Below are 15,464 nucleotides of genomic sequence, written 5' to 3'. Positions count from 1 at the left end.
TTTTAACAACAATTAATTTAATTACATTATGAACAAAACAGAATTAATCGACGCTATGGCAGCGGATGCTGGCATCACAAAGGCAGCGGCAAAAAAGGCATTGGAATCTTTCTTGGGAAATGTAGAGGGATCTCTTAAAAGTGGAAACCGAGTTTCTCTAGTTGGTTTCGGATCTTGGTCCGTATCTAGAAGAAATGCAAGGGAAGGAAGAAATCCTTCTACTGGTAAAACTATCCAAATTGCGGCTAAAAATGTTGTTAAGTTTAAGGCAGGTGCCGATTTAGGCAACGCGGTAAACTAGTTTATACCATTGCACAATATATCAAGGCATCCTTTACCAATAGGTTTAGGATGCCTTTTTGTATCCTAGCTTTTGGTATTTATGGGAATTGTCTTATTTTAGATTGACAACTCTATAAACTATGGTAGGTCTAAAACCTAAAAAAGGTAAGCTTCTTATTGCGGAGCCTTCATTAACGGGGGATGTTTCGTTCAATCGTTCCGTTGTACTCCTAGCGGAACATAATGAGGAAGGTTCGGTAGGGTTCATTTTGAACAAGCCTTTAGAATACCACATTAATGACTTGGTCACCGAAATTAGTATTCCTTTCCAGGTATATAATGGCGGCCCTGTAGAGCAGGACAACCTGTACTTCATCCATAAGGTACCTCATTTGATAGATAATAGCATAGAAATCTCGGACGGTATTTATTGGGGAGGAGACTTTGAAAAGACCATAAGTCTTATTAATCAAAAGATTATTTCGGAAAACGATATCCGATTCTTCTTAGGTTATTCCGGTTGGTCTTCCCTTCAATTGGACCAAGAACTGTCCTCAAAATCTTGGATCGTGGTCAAGAACAAATATGAAAGTGCCATTATCCAAAAATCCTCGGTAGCCTTTTGGAAGGAGAAAATGATCGAATTAGGCGGTAATTACCTGCTTTGGTCCAACGCCCCAGAAAATCCAAGTCTTAACTAGACGAACCGATTGTGCCCAATCGTACCGTTGCGTTCAACTTACCAACCAGATTCCTAGCTACTTTTACATCGTACTCCTTTTTTCTGTATTTGGTAACGGACAATATGCCTGAAATAGAATTGGTAATAAACAGCTCATCGGCCTTTTGAAGCTCAAAAGGGGATATCGATACCTCCTCCAACGTATAACTGTTTAAGTTACCGATGATTTCCAAAAGTTTTTTTCGGATTATCCCATTGAGACAACCATCGCTTAAAGGTGGTGTCTTAATTGAAGAACCCTTTACTAGAAAAATATTCCCGTTCAAGGCCTCGACGACCATTTTGTTCTGATTGAGCAACAAGCAGTTGTCATAGCCGTTCTCTTTGGCATAAATACTACCCACTACGTTTATAAGCCTATTGTTGGTTTTTAGGGTAGAAAGCAGACCGGTATTCACATAAAAATCCTTAAAAAGCTCAACTTCAATCGGCTTTTCCTCCAGAATATAAAAAGGATTAATTAACTCCGAGCTCTCTATAACATAGGAAATTTCATTGCTGTATGGTAAATACAGGCCGCCATCATTCCTAAAAACGGTGAAACGAATTCTCGCTGGTGAGTTTTTATTGGATGTATTGGCATTGACCGTTTTCAATATTTCGGATTCCAGGAATTCCATGGTAAATTCCATGGGTATCTCCATACGCAATATCCGCATGGAGGCCATAAGTCTAAGGTAATGGTCCTCCCATAACAACACTTGGCCACTGACATATCTGATAGCTTCAAACAGGGAGTCGCCGTACCGGAGTCCCCTATTTTCATGATTTAAAAAGAATGCATTTTCGGGGAAAAGTGTACCGTTAAAATTGACCATAAAAAAACCTTGAAAAATCAAGGTCAAATATAGAATTAAATATAAGAAGTCGTTATTTGGACCCCAAAACGTGCTTTAGATCGGATACTTGATTTTCCCAAAGCATTTTTGCTTCGTCCACTTCGTCCTCCTCTGCAAAATCCGTAATAAAAAGTGAGACATCCTTGGTTATCTCATCTACTATAATCTTCATTTCAAAATAGGAATCATCTTCATTTTCCTCCCAAGCAAATTTTACGAATTCGTCGCTTTTGCGCTTTAACAATCTGGCCTCCTCCTCGGAGCCGTCCCAAATAAAACTGAACATTTCCCCACGGGAATTCACATTATCCGCAAACCATTCCGAAAGTCCGGAAGGAGTGGACAAATATTGATACAGCAATTGCGGGGAGGACTGTATTACAAATTCAAGTTCAAATTTTATTTTATCATCCATTACGATGTTTTTTCTTCGGGCAATATATAGATTTCCAAATGATAAAAAAATAAAACCGATGGAATAATTTAAAGTATGGGTGTTGATAGGCACAAAATTAAGCTTTATATTTGCAGCCGTTTTAATCCAAATGGCGAGGTAGCTCAGGCGGTTAGAGCGCAGGATTCATAACCCTGAGGTCGGGAGTTCAAGTCTCCCTCTCGCTACATGACCCCCTATATTTATAGGGGGTTTCTTAATTATCATGGTCAAGCGTTGGGAAACGGAACCGATTAATGGTAATACATACTGGCCTAATGTGATAATATTTCCAGTGTAAGCAAGAAATTAGTTTGCTCTTAGCGTTTCAAGGTAAAATGCCCGGTGAAGGACCTTCCTTCCTCCAGCTCATAACGGAACCAGTAGTCCGAAGAGGGCATGGCCACGCCCTTAAAGGTACCGTCCCAGCCCGGCCCGTCCGGGAGTACTTGGGCGACAAGCTTCCCGTAGCGGTCGTAGATATGGAGCCTGGAGCCCGGATAAGCTTCCGCCCCGATTACGTTCCAATGTTCATGGGAACCGTCCCCGTTGGGGGTGAAGAACTTTTGGTAGCCCAGCGCAATGATCTCCTTCTTCAGGGTACGGCACAGGAACTTGTCCCGGACATAGACCGTATATTCTCCGGGAAAGACCTCCAGACGGTTGCTGTCCTGATAGTTCTCCCCGTCCACCGAGTATTCGAACTCCCCTATACCCGTGGCCGTCACCGCTATGGTCACCCGGTCTCCGAAACCGATGATCTCCGTACTAAAATCGTCCGGGGCCCCCGAGGAGACCACCTCGAACGAAACCGTTCCTTCACAGGTGATACCGTTCCGGATTTCGATGACCGTCAAGGAATAACCGCCCAGTTCTGTAATATCAAGGATGCGGCCTGCACCAATCTCCCTACCGTTCCCGTTGCGCCAGGACCAGCTCTCAAAGTCGCCCCCGTCCAGGTTCAGCTCAGGGCTCTCCGGACAGATGACATAGGTTTCTTCCAATTGTAGTTCCGGTCGTAAGTTGATGATAAACTCGAAGCTGGTTACATCATGGCAATCCTCATTTTCGTTGTTCTGGATACGGGCATGGAGGGTCTCCCGGGCCGCCGTGTTGGTATAGGCCGATTTCGTCAACGCGTTTACGTTGGCTTCCGCATCGGTTTGGGTGGCGAAATAGGTAACCGTAAAATCGTCCGGATCCTGGCCGTCCAGTACCTCGGTGTCCTTGATCGAAAGGTCAAGGGCAAGTATCCCCGTCCCTTCGGTATCACAGACGATAAGGGGTTCCGGGACATGGGCCGTAGGGGTGTCGAAGACCTGCAATTGAAACGTGCCCGTAGCATAACAATCCGGATTATTGGTGTTTTCCATCCTGAAATAAAGGGTCTGAGGATTGGCCGTGTTTTGATAGGTTGCCCCTAAGGCATTGATCGCGTTGTCCGCGTCCGCCTGGGATTCGTAAAAGGAAACGGAGGTAGCGGTGGTACCGGCCAAGATCTCGTTGGCCTTCTCGGTGAGGTCAAAGGTATACCGACCATCGTTGTCGTCGTCGCAGACCTGCCAATTCGATACCTCGGGCAGTACCGGAGTATCGAAGATGTTCAACTGGAAGGAAGTGGTGTCATAGCAATTGGCATCGGAGGTATTGGCTACCCGGACATAAATGGTATTTTGGTAGGCGGTGGACAGGTAACTAGGGGTTAGGGCATTGCTCCCGGTATCGGCATCCGCCTGGCTTTCGTGGTAGCTCAGGACCAGCCCGGCCGGGTTCTGGCTCCCAATGATCTCCGCCTCCGTTATGGTCAGGTCGAAAACGGCCTGGCCATCGTTGTCATCGTCACAATGGTCCAAATCCTGGGGCGTATAGGCCGTAACCTGGTCGATGACCTCTAGATTGAAACTTCCGGTCTCGTAACATTCGGGATAGGTGGCGTTCCCTATCCTAAAGTATATCGTCTCCGGCGTCGCCGTGTTCGTATGGTTGGGGCCGATGGGGTTTAGGGCATTGTCCGCATCGGTCTGTGTAGTGTGGTAGCTTACCGAGAAATCGGCCGGGTCCTGCCCGTCCAGTACCTGGTTGTCCTTGGTGGAGAGGTCGAAGGCGAAAAGCCCGTCCGTGTCCGTATCGCAAACCGTCCAGTCCGTTACCGGATGGAGCGCAGGGGCGTGTTTTACGACAAGATCGAAACTTGTTATGTCGTAACAGGCGGTATTGCCGTTGTTGGAGATACGCACAAAGATCGTCTCCACCGGGTCGGTGTTCGTGTACATTGTCGGTAAGGGGTTAGTCCCAACCTGGGCGTCTGCCAGGCTCGGGTAATAGGCTACAATATAATCCGTGGCGGGTTGGGCGCCCAATACCTCCGTGTCCTTGGTGGAAAGGTCGAAGCCGTAGGCCGGGTCTATACTACAGACCTCGTAGTCCGTCGCGGGGTTCGCTACGGGGACCCCATAGATCGTCACCTCCTTGGATTCCGTCTTCGTCTCGGAGGCCGTGGTCACCGTAACGCTTACGGTATAGGTGCCCGGGGCCGCATAGGTATGGGAGGGATCCTCCACATTCGAGGTATTCCCGTCCCCGAAGTCCCATACTATGGACACGATAGGGTCAGTGCTGTTGCTGCTGAATTCTGTACTGTCACTGAAACAGGTATTCTGATAGACTAGACCAATATTAAAGAAGGAGGAGATAAAGGTAGGGAGCCCATATCGCCCCTGATTTCCCGATAAGTACAGCACATCTAGATCAATGTTAAGATTGGCGGCCGCTTCATTCGGGTTTTGAATCACTGACATATACTCCGACCAATCCCCAATATATCTAAATGCTTCGGTATCCCGGAATGTAGTGAAATAGATTTTACCGTCAATGCCCAATTGCAGAGCACCGGTATAATAGGCATAGGGCATTTCCAACACCGCGGACCGAGAAGCAGGTATATCAGGGCTTTCGAGGTCAAATTGGTAAATTAGTCCACTGGGATCCGATGGAATGAGCTGATCGAATCCAGTACTGATATATAATTTGCTGGAATCGGGAGAAAACTCCAATCCATAAGGTCTGAAAAAGTCGGATAAAAGCCTGGGGTTGGTAGGCCTTCCCGTATTCAAATCAAAGTCAAAAAGAATAACCCCTCCCAAACCTAAGGTATAATTGGCAAAGGGATAGAGCATGTCCATTACCGCCATGGCCAGCTTGGTCCCGTCCGGAGAAAATTTCATATAGCCAATGCTACTATTGATTCCGAAAAAATCATCCTGTGCACCGGCCACCGGAGGGCCAATAGTAGTTATTATAGGTACGGGGTTCAGACCAAAAGTATCTATTTTATACGTATAGAACGTGTCATAAAAGCGAGTTATTATTAAATACTCAGTATCCGACTTCTTTACGGCGGTAAGTTTCTCTTCCGTTAGGGACAGAAGTTCAATATTTTTTTGGCCTGGTACCACATCGCCGTTACCTCCGTCCAAAGTGAGGTCCACCAAAGTATAGTTTAATCCATCAGCTCTTATAAAATGATAATTGGCATTGACCGTAAAAACATAATATTGGTCAATGTTACCTGGATGGGGCACAATAATGGCCGATTGGGAACTACTGCTATCTCCCAGAAGTCCCTCCCCATTGGGCATTATTTGATTGTTCCTGTTCCAGATGTTCAGCCCATCCGAATACAACAACAAATTTCCGTCAGGAGTAGAGATTGTGGCACAACCTTCAAAGATGTAGTGTTCACCATTGGTCAAAGGAACCGGAGTTCCACTTCTAAAATCGAGACCGGCATTGTCACCAAAATACCAGATGGCCCCTTCCTGTTGGGCCTGAATTCCCATAATGGAACATACTATACTAAAAAAGAAGATTGTTTTTCTCAAAGGGGTAGGTTTTGAGATATAACGGCAATATTAGTACATAATTATGAATATATTCTATAAAATGGTATTAAATGTCATTTTTTTAGATAAATTTCTCTTTTTTATAGTAAAAAAACTAAAAAAGCATGTATTCTGATTCCGAGATACTTAAAAGTACCCGCTGTCTTTGTATTTTCAGGCAAATCATACAGTTATCATTAGGGCAAACTCAATTTCCAAGGTGGTCCTTGTTCTGGTAGACATGGGCCCCCTCCGGCTCCCCCTCAGGGGGAGTGCCATCGAACCTGAAGTATCCCTCCGGGTGGCTAAAGAACTGTAAGGTACCGTTCTCATAGATGTAGTTGCCGGCATACTCCGTACTGTTGCCGTTGCTTAACTGCTTTTTTAGTTTTAGGCCCGTGGCGTCATAAATGTAGTCTATGGTACCGTCTCGAAAACCATAGGCAACATTGCCCATGTCGCTTACTTTCGTCAACTTGTTCCCTGTACCGTAATCGTATTCCAGGATGTCCATATCGGGGTAAGCTATGGTCCCCTCTTCGTCCTGCCATCCGTTCCTCTTTAGGGTAAGAACGTTCCCCATCTTGTCATAAGTGATTCCGGAAAGCCCATAGTTGCCTCCCATATTGTCCGTAGCGTTTGTTATCCGGTTGAGCGCATCGTAGGTATATTGGTAGGACTTCAAAGTATGGTCCGTACTTGCTGTGCGCCATTGGGCCCGTGAAATGTTGCCGTTGTACAAGGGATCGGGGGATTGATCGTAACTTAGCCTTAAGTTAAATAATTGGTTCACAGCTATAACGTAGTTTGTTTAGAACCAAGCGCCATTTTAAAACACCTAGCAGAGGTAACCTTCATTACAAGAAAGCTACGATATACCCTAATTTCTGGCAAAATGCTAAGAGGCCGCTGATAAGCAGCCTCCAACACTTCTATATTATTGGCCATGAAGGACCTAGGAACATACTTCAGAAAAGTACCAATTTGGAACATTACCCTTGGCCGCTGATTCTCGGTTAATTATCCATTAAAATTTAACATGTCTATTTTGTTCCATTACCCTCCATGGAGTCCTGAATAATGTCAAGTCTAAAATCAGACTCTATTTCATCTCCAACACTAATTTCATCGGATAAAAACTTGATGTTTTTGTGATTAATAGACAATATCTTAAATTTGAAATACATATTAAAAGTATCCTTTAATTCTTCTTTCTCCTTGATAATCCCTTTCATCAACAAATCGGTTGTATCATTATAAACCCAATTACTATCTTCTGGATAGGAATGACGTGTTGCAGACTTTCCATTTGAAAGGGGCATCCTAATGAAAATCGTATCTCCTTCTTTGTACTTATTATAATAATACAACGCTCTCTTTGTATTTTGATTTTCACGTTGTGCAGTGCCATTCATTATCAAGTGTATGTTTTTTAATTGATTCTCCAGTTCTATGGGCTTATCATTTAATTTTCGATGTAAAGAGGTAAATACTATACTCGACATGTAGTCTTCATGATAAACACCCAAAGAATGGAAGTATTTGAGCAATGTCGAGTCCTCTGGATTTCGTAATTCTTTATTCCTAAAAACCAAAGCCTGTCCAAAGTGTACCTCTGGCAATGCGATACTATCTGGTTTCCTTACAAAATCTTCTAACTCGTCCATAGACCATGAAGATTCTATGGTATTCATTGCTTCATACAAAGGAGCATCCTTGTTCTTGCATCCTTTAAGGCAAAAAATGACAACTATCAAAAAAAATGTACGACACATTCATTCTAGTTTTAAGTTAATCTTTAATTCACTTTGGAACTCTCTTTGGTAATGTTTCATCACGTCCTCTATTAACATCCAAGACTTTTAATTGTCCTCGCTTATTTGACATGTAGACAGGGATGTTATAACTTCTAGATGTTGACTCATCTGTAGCGCGAAGTAATCCACCCATATCACCACCTCTGGAAAAGTCGTTTGATTCATTACCATGGGTATGTACCAGACCTGACAATACACCTGGCGTACCAGCATCTTTAGCAGCTTTTATAACATTAGTCCCAACTTTATCTTCGGCACCTTCCACTTTTGGACCTCGTACTACAACAGTATTGTTATTAGTACCTTCTATATTATTTCCGTCTTCATTTGATAAGGTTACCGTGTTGAGTACAGCTCCAAATTCCTTGTCAGCTTCAATAGAAGCCACATTGTAGTTAAAAGCAAAATTACCAGCTGCTTCATCCATTGATTCAAATCCATGGTGACTAACGCTATTGAGTGTTTTTTGTGCAACTTCTACGTCTTCGGGCGACGAATCTGGGTTATTTACAATTCCTATAAGACCTTGAACATCTCCAGCCCTATTATTCAACACTCTGATTTCTTGACTGTCTCCGGCTTGATCGATAAACTTCCCATCTGCCGCAAATATCCTTTCCAGACCTTCAAGTTCAGCGGAATCGATTACCCTATTCTCGGAAAAGTTATAAGGAGATTGATAACTATAATCCTCTGCTAATGGGTCAATCTGCCAGAATCGTCCTATGGTAGGGTCGCTCACACGGTACTTCCATTCATGTATGTTCAGTCCCAAGTCTTCCGTCCATTCCTGACCTTGGAACTGTTTATAATTGCTTTCGACTCCCTGTATCATATTATTGTTACCTTTATGCTCCAATCCAAAGGGGTAGTAGTTCCTTTCTTGGAGTATCTCAGACCCAGCATCAATGGAACCATTGTTGTCAAGATCGCTGTAAGAAAGCCTCACATTTCCGAGATGGTCAATGTACTGGTAGATGTATGAGTACCCTCCCGAACCATCGGGTTCAACGTACCCCTCGAGATGGAAGAACTGAACTAAATTACCACCTTCATAGATATAGTTGCCGGCATATTCCGTACTGTTGCCGTTGCTTAACTGCTTTTTTAGTTTTAGGCCCGTGGCATCATAAATGTAGTCTATGGTACCGTTTCCTCCGCCTCCGCCGATCTCTATACCCGTAGGCAGGTTCAGATGGTTGTAGGTGATGCCATCGGTACTTGAGGTTCCGATACCTTTGTTCAGGTCACGGGTCATATTGCCGTTGGCATCATATGCATAGTCGTCATCGGTATTGGTACCGTCACGAAAACCATAGGCAACATTGCCCATGTCGCTTACCTTGGTCAACTTGTTCCCCGGACCATAATCGTAATCCAGGATGTCCATATCGGGGTAAGCTATGGTACCCTCTTCGTCCTGCCATCCGTTCCTCTTTAGGGTAAGAATGTTCCCCATCTTGTCATAAGTGATATGGCTTACATCATAATTGCCGGAGTTGTCCAGGGCACTGGTTATCCGGTTCAGGGCATCATAGGTATAGCCATAGGACTTTAAGGTATTGTCCGTATTGGCGGTACGCCACTGGGTCTGTGAGATATTACCGTTGTACAATGGATCGGGGGATTGATCGTAACTTAGCTTAAAGTTAAACAATTTGTCCGGAACCGCATCGGAAATATCGTTGATATCCGTTAACCATCCCCTTACATTGTATTTATAGTCCACCTCCTGGAGTTCTTGGCTCGTGCTATAATCGCTACCAGGCGTCCCACCTACTTTCTTATGGGCCAATTGGCCCAGTTCATCATAATTGTTGTATACGATGAGTTCCTGCCCGCCATCGTCCACAATACGTAAAGTGGTACCCCCGGTGCCCGGTACAATGTCCGCGTTCCTTACCGTAATACTATGGGTGGCCCCGGTATCGGAGTTGATGGTACCCAGTCCGTCCCAGAGCAGATCCTCATCCAAATTGCCAGTGGTAGGACAGGCCTCTCCAAGGGTTCCGTCCCCGATGCACTGGGTCTGGGCCAGAAGGCGGCCGTTATGGTCATAGCTAAAATTGTCTATCGTAACGATAGTCATACCGTTGCGCGTATGGCTGGTCCTCACCTTTATAGGCTTGCCAATGAAATCCAACTGGGTCTCCACAATATCTATCGTTTCCAGATAGGCATTGTGGGAATAGGTCTGGATTACCCTGCCCTTGGCATCATAATAGGTCTGGGTATTGATCCAGACATTGGGACCCGGAACGTCCAGAACCTTTACCCGGGCAACCGTGGGAAGGCCCTGTAGCGCATCGCTATGGGTCGTCTCGGAATCGGAACCCAATGGTGTTTCCGAAGCGGGAGCGGACGACGGCCCATCCACATAGGTATCGTAATAATGGATCGTCAATACCTCGTCCAGGACCACCATAGGGTCATCTGGGATGGCGGTATTGTTCGGGTAGGCCCCGTTGTTATAATAGATATCCGTACCGCCAAAAGTGACCTCTTCCTCGCTTTGGATCACCCATAGAGGATCGGTAAAGGCATCTACCTCTTCCTGGATCTGTTCCCGGGAATAGTCGCCGGTTTCCACAGCGATACCCGTATAGGCCACCCTGCCAAGACCATCGTATTTGGTAAAGAGCCACTCATCCGGCGATTTCGCCCTTTGGTTGGCATCCTGGGTCATAATGGGCTGATCCAGTTTGTTGTAGATGATATATTCCTCGCCCTTGCCGGGAATCCGTTTCTCCACCAAACGATTGCGATGGTCGTAGACATACTGGTAACCCAGTTCCGCCAGATGGGTATTGATGTCCGTAAGGCTGGCCGTACTCGCCTCCATCTTGGGCGGTAGTACATAGGTAAGGTTGCCATAATCGTCATAGACATAATAGGTGTCATGGGCCCCCTCTGTGTCTCCCCCTAGGGGGGAGAGGTCCGCATAGTTGCGTTTCAACACTACCCGGCCCTGTTTGTCCGTGTACTCCTCTGTGGTGTGCAATTTGCCGTCTGCCGTGTCATGATTCTCATCCTTCGTAATATTTTTATAGAGTTCACCTTCCGAATAAAAACCATTTTCGGCCAGTGCCGGGTTTTCGTCCCCACCACTTAGGTCTACCTGGAACAGCCGTACGTTGTCGTTGTTCAGGTCGTCCGGGTTGTTCGGGTCCTGGATATTGGTCAGGTAGGCAAACTCGATGCTATGGTCGTCCGCATTTTTTATAAGCTTCCACTCCTCCCCAGGGGCGGCCTGTTTTAAGACCCGGTTTAAAGGGGATGGCTCAAATTCCTTTTCGGAATAGGGGTTTGCCGTATTTTGGTATTTGGGCGTATCATAAAACGTATGGGTCCCGGAAAGGGCATCGGGGCGATAGGTGCCCAAATCATTGTCCGTAACCGCATAGGGTAGGTATTCCTTATGCTGCCGGCTGTAGTCGTCATAGGTTATCGGGGTCACGATATCATATTTGGCCGGGGTATAGTCTATACCTATTTGCTGTACGGGTCTGCCCAGACCATCGTAATAGGCGATGTCCTGTATGAGGTCATCGTTTTCCGTAAAGAAGTCCGAAGCCGTTAAGCTTTCCGATTGGTAGGTTCGGGTATACAGATAGTTATCCGCAGCTATTACGGGGCTCCCTGTACCGTTGCAGTTGTTGGAAGTATCGTGGACCATAGGGCAGAGATCGGAATTGTTGCTTACATAACCTACTGGAACGGTACATTGGGTAATGTAGTTAAGGGGATCTCCCCATCCGTCACCATCCTCATCCTCATACCATGTGGTCTCGCCCGACATCTCCGGATCGGTATCATCACAATCGTCTACCGGCATCTGCCGCTCGGTCCATCCCGTTCCCGGATCGTAACAGGAATCCATCCGTTCAGAGGCATGTCCGTCGCCATCGGCATCCAGGAACCATTCCATAAGGCAACTGGCTTGGGTTATGTTAAAGGATACTCCAACGGGTACGGTGGTGCCGGTTCCCGTTCCATCATCCCTAAACACGGCCAGGGTCGTGGTCCTTGTAGTACCGGTATCGTTAATTCCCGCACTTAATGTAAAGGTGTTGGCCGAAGGTTCTATATTCAGCCATTGCGGGACTGATTCTTCATAGGGATGTCCAAGATAGATAGCGCCGCTACAATTACTAGGTTCTACAAAGGTCACCGTTACCGATTGGGAATCTGCAAACGCTCCCAGAACTACGTTGGAAATCGGGTCTGCCTCACAGGAAGGGGGCGGAGGTGGCGGATTTCGTTTTACACGCAATCCTCCTCCGGAATTTCCGTTGACCGTTAGGTTTATGGTGATATCCTTGGCCTCGGTACCCGGATCGCATTCCAGTTCCAGGGAAGTACCGTTTAAGTTGATCGTGAGCCAGTCATAACTGGTGGGCTGTACTTCTATGGTGTATCCCGAGGTGCATCCTATTTTTACAGTAGCCGTTTGTGTTCCCCCCTGGTCGGTGAACTCAATAATACCAGGATCTATCGAGAAGGGCAAACAATCCAGATTACAGCCATTGCTCCCCTCGGTGCTGTTGGCATGGTCCAGGCATAGGTCGTCCAATGAACGTGGGTCCGAGGTCCAGTTCCCTTCGGGCGGACTACACGCCTCTACTACCTCTCCATTGGGATCTTTATAATTGTCCCCATCCGTATCCTCGTACCAAATGGTACCCGGGTTGACCAATGGGTCGTCATCATCACAATCCCCGGTCCCCTCTATGTCCGCCAATACCTTGTACCATTCCGCGGGTGTGGGTCGGCTACATGTTTCAACAGCAAAATCTGCCCAGCCATCGTTGTCCTTGTCCTTGTACCATGTCTGGAGGTCGCAGGATTGTGTAAGTTGTCCCCCTACGGATAGGGAGGAATCGGTAATCGCTTTGGCCACCACCGTTAGGGTCCTGGACGATTGTTCGTCGTTTCTATCCAGCCGGATCGTTATCTCGTCCGGGCCTTCTTTTACCACCGTCACCCAGTCTGGCAAGGCACTACCGTCCGGTCTTTTAAGATCATAAGTGGTCGTTTGTGCAGAGCAGTTGTTATAGGTCAATGGAAAGGTCAGTTCCTCCCCGTTTTCGTCAAAGGTACCATCCAGACTGCCGGAAACCGTACAGGGCACGGGCGGGCCGTCTTGTACCACTGAGATATTGCCGATGAAAACGTTGTTGATCACTTTTACCCGTACCGGTGGCTGTGTACGCCTTTCTCCTCCTGCGGTGGTATAAGCCGAGCATACCAGCTTTATCCTGTTGCCCGATTCCACGGTCAAGGTAAGCCATCCGGGGACATCCTCAAACACGGGATTGTAAGGGCTGGTACAACTGCCGTCCGGGAAGACCATTTCCACCCAGCCGGTCCCACCGTCCTCCGAAAAGGAAAATTCCACGGGAATGTTGTTGCTTGCCGGTGGATCTGTACTGGTGCCGTCCTCCCGAAGGTATCCGCTCGCACAGTCCGGATCGCAACCATTGGTTCCTGGCCCCGGTGCAGATTGGTTAGGACATTGGTCATCGACGGATTCCGGTGAATTGGTCCAATTTCCCGTAGCGGGTGGGGTACAACTGGATTGTATTGCCCCATTTGGGTCCTTGTAATTGTCCCCGTCCGTATCCTCGTACCAGGTGGTACCCGGGTTGATCGATGAATCGTCATCGTCACAATCCCCGGTACCCTCTATGTCCGCCAACAGCTTGTACCATTCCGTGGGCGTGGGCTGGCTGCATGCCTCTACGGCAAACTCCGCCCAACCATCATTGTCCTTATCCTTGTACCATGTCTGGAGGTCGCAGGATTGCGTAAGTTGTCCCCCTACGGAAAGGGAGGAATCGTTGATTCCTGTGGCCACCACCGTCAGGGTCCTGGACGACTGTTCGTCGTTTCGGTCCAGCCGAATCGTTATCTCGTCCGGTCCGTCTTTGATGACGGTCGCCCAATCGGGTAAGGCACTGCCGTCCGATCTTTTAATATCATAAGTCGCTTCTTCGGAACAGTTGTCATAGGTCAACGGAAAGGTCAGTTCCTCCCCGTTTTCGTCAAAGGTACCATCCAGGTTCCCGGAAACCGTACAGGGCAGGGGCGGGCCGTCCTGTGCCACGGAAATAGTACCGATGAAGACATTGTTGATCACCTCTACCCGTACTGGTGGCTGCGTATGCCTTTCACCGCCCCGGGTGGTGTAGGCCGAACATACGATCTTTATCCTGTTGCCCGATGCCGGGGTCAAGGTGAGCCATCCGGGCACATCCTCGAACACGGGGTTATACGGAGTGGCACAACTGCCATCGGGGAAGACCATTTCCACCCAGGCGGTCCCCCCGTCCTCCGAAAAGGAAAATTCCACGGGAATGTTGTTGCTTGCCGGTGGACCTGTACTGGTGCCGTCCTCCCGTAGGTATCCGCTTGCACAGTCCGGATCGCAACCGTTGGTCCCCGATCCAGGGCCGGGCTGTGATGGACATTGATCATTCTTGGTGCTCAAGGTCCAATGTCCGTTGGTAGGTTTGTTACATTGGGAGCGCATCTCGCCATCAGGGTCGCGATAACCATCATTGTCTGTATCCCGATACCAGTTTTTCAGCGTATTTTGTTCATTGTATTCCGATGGACATACGTCCACCGTTGTATTTTGGGTCCACCCCGAACCCCTATTGACACAGTCCTTCTGGGGCGTGCTCCCGGGATCTCGAAAGCCATCGTTGTCGCTGTCCGCATACCAGGTCTTTTCAATACAATGCTGTACAAAGGTACCTCCTATACCAGGTGTCCCCCCGTCCTGACGCTTTCCGATCAGGACGACGTTTCTACTGGATGTCCCAGAGTTTCGGGAAAAAGTAACGCTCACCCGCCCGCTGGAAGGTTGCGAAACCTGGATCCAGCTGGGTAAATTTTGCTCCTGGCCGTTGACCACGCGCTTGAAGGTGAAATAAATATTGGACGGACAATTGGAGTAGGACAACGTATAGTTTTTGGTCTGTCCCGTTGCACTGAAGGTGCTCCCAGTAAAACCGGAAATGCTGCACGGGGGCGGAGGCGGAGGCTTTACCCCTTTATTTTGGACCACCGATACACCTCCTGATGTGGAACCGTTGTACAACAGCACAATATTTCCTTTTCTTTCGGCTCCCGAATAGGCCGGCGCCGTGGCCGTTACCCGAGATCCCGAAATGGAGACCGTTAGCCAATTGGGTTTACTGCCTACGGTAAACCTTCCTCCGGAACAGTTATGTTGAATGGTTTTAGAAATAGTGCCCCCGCTGGATGAAAAACTCATTTGCGGAGCTGAAACCCCAAAACAGCCTCCTTGGGCATTTCCAATGTTGTTAGCAAAACCGACCAGACAGATGATCAGGATGCATTTCAATGTTTTTATAAGATGTTGGGACCTTTTCATAATTCGTTATATTTACTAGGGTATACTGATTTTCATTTGTTTTACGCAAACCTCCTGGACCGGAATGC

At 47.3% G+C, this 15,464-nt stretch carries 8 protein-coding genes and 1 tRNA gene; 3 read left to right on the top strand and 6 right to left on the bottom strand.

Annotation, left to right across the window (positions count from 1 at the left end):
- The first annotated feature begins 28 nt into the window (after positions 1–28).
- The gene (locus ACP2AF_RS14140) at positions 29–301 is read left to right on the top strand and encodes an HU family DNA-binding protein (RefSeq protein WP_120710976.1); all 273 of its coding nucleotides are present in this window, start codon (positions 29–31) and stop codon (positions 299–301) included.
- A gap of 121 nt (positions 302–422) precedes the next feature.
- Complete coding sequence (locus tag ACP2AF_RS14135) at positions 423–983, top strand: YqgE/AlgH family protein (protein WP_282160481.1); 561 nt, start codon at positions 423–425, stop codon at positions 981–983.
- Here ACP2AF_RS14135 and ACP2AF_RS14130 read toward each other — a convergent pair.
- Together ACP2AF_RS14130 and ACP2AF_RS14125 are read right to left on the bottom strand one after the other, a co-directional pair.
- Positions 976–1,842 (bottom strand): aminotransferase class IV, encoded by an 867-nt coding sequence (locus tag ACP2AF_RS14130; RefSeq protein WP_425236799.1) that lies wholly within the window; start codon positions 1,840–1,842, stop codon positions 976–978. The two genes, ACP2AF_RS14135 and ACP2AF_RS14130, sit on opposite strands and share 8 nt — an antisense overlap.
- A 52-nt stretch (positions 1,843–1,894) precedes the next feature.
- Positions 1,895–2,278, bottom strand: a complete 384-nt coding sequence (locus ACP2AF_RS14125) for an START-like domain-containing protein (protein WP_120711976.1) — start codon at positions 2,276–2,278, stop codon at positions 1,895–1,897.
- A 132-nt stretch (positions 2,279–2,410) separates the two neighbouring features.
- Here ACP2AF_RS14125 and ACP2AF_RS14120 point away from each other — a divergent pair.
- Positions 2,411–2,484: transfer RNA gene (locus ACP2AF_RS14120), tRNA-Met, on the top strand.
- A 132-nt stretch (positions 2,485–2,616) separates the two neighbouring features.
- Here ACP2AF_RS14120 and ACP2AF_RS14115 read toward each other — a convergent pair.
- The 4 genes from ACP2AF_RS14115 to ACP2AF_RS14100 all read right to left on the bottom strand — a co-directional run bounded on the left by ACP2AF_RS14115 (position 2,617) and on the right by ACP2AF_RS14100 (position 15,396).
- Positions 2,617–6,177 (bottom strand): T9SS type B sorting domain-containing protein, encoded by a 3,561-nt coding sequence (locus ACP2AF_RS14115; protein WP_425236798.1) that lies wholly within the window; start codon positions 6,175–6,177, stop codon positions 2,617–2,619.
- Positions 6,178–6,385: 208 nt separating this feature from the next.
- Positions 6,386–6,970 (bottom strand): hypothetical protein, encoded by a 585-nt coding sequence (locus tag ACP2AF_RS14110; protein WP_425236797.1) that lies wholly within the window; start codon positions 6,968–6,970, stop codon positions 6,386–6,388.
- Positions 6,971–7,220: 250 nt separating this feature from the next.
- Positions 7,221–7,871 (bottom strand): DUF6794 domain-containing protein, encoded by a 651-nt coding sequence (locus ACP2AF_RS14105; RefSeq protein WP_425238033.1) that lies wholly within the window; start codon positions 7,869–7,871, stop codon positions 7,221–7,223.
- 109 nt (positions 7,872–7,980) lie between these two features.
- Complete coding sequence (locus tag ACP2AF_RS14100) at positions 7,981–15,396, bottom strand: DUF6443 domain-containing protein (protein WP_425236796.1); 7,416 nt, start codon at positions 15,394–15,396, stop codon at positions 7,981–7,983.
- Between the last annotated feature and the right edge of the window lie 68 nt (positions 15,397–15,464).

The sequence above is a fragment of the Ulvibacterium sp. genome (assembly GCF_965248315.1).
Taxonomy (GTDB): Bacteria; Bacteroidota; Bacteroidia; order Flavobacteriales; family Flavobacteriaceae; genus Ulvibacterium.
Note: the sequence above shows the minus strand (reverse complement) of the source record. Positions and strands in the feature narration are given on the sequence as shown.

Coding starts and splice junctions, on each gene's coding strand:
- ACP2AF_RS14140 (WP_120710976.1), top strand. CDS start 29: ATGAACAAAACAGAATTAATCGACGCTATGGCAGCGGATGCTGGCATC.
- ACP2AF_RS14135 (WP_282160481.1), top strand. CDS start 423: ATGGTAGGTCTAAAACCTAAAAAAGGTAAGCTTCTTATTGCGGAGCCT.
- ACP2AF_RS14130 (WP_425236799.1), bottom strand. CDS start 1,842: ATGGTCAATTTTAACGGTACACTTTTCCCCGAAAATGCATTCTTTTTA.
- ACP2AF_RS14125 (WP_120711976.1), bottom strand. CDS start 2,278: ATGGATGATAAAATAAAATTTGAACTTGAATTTGTAATACAGTCCTCC.
- ACP2AF_RS14105 (WP_425238033.1), bottom strand. CDS start 7,871: ATGAATACCATAGAATCTTCATGGTCTATGGACGAGTTAGAAGATTTT.
- ACP2AF_RS14100 (WP_425236796.1), bottom strand. CDS start 15,396: ATGAAAAGGTCCCAACATCTTATAAAAACATTGAAATGCATCCTGATC.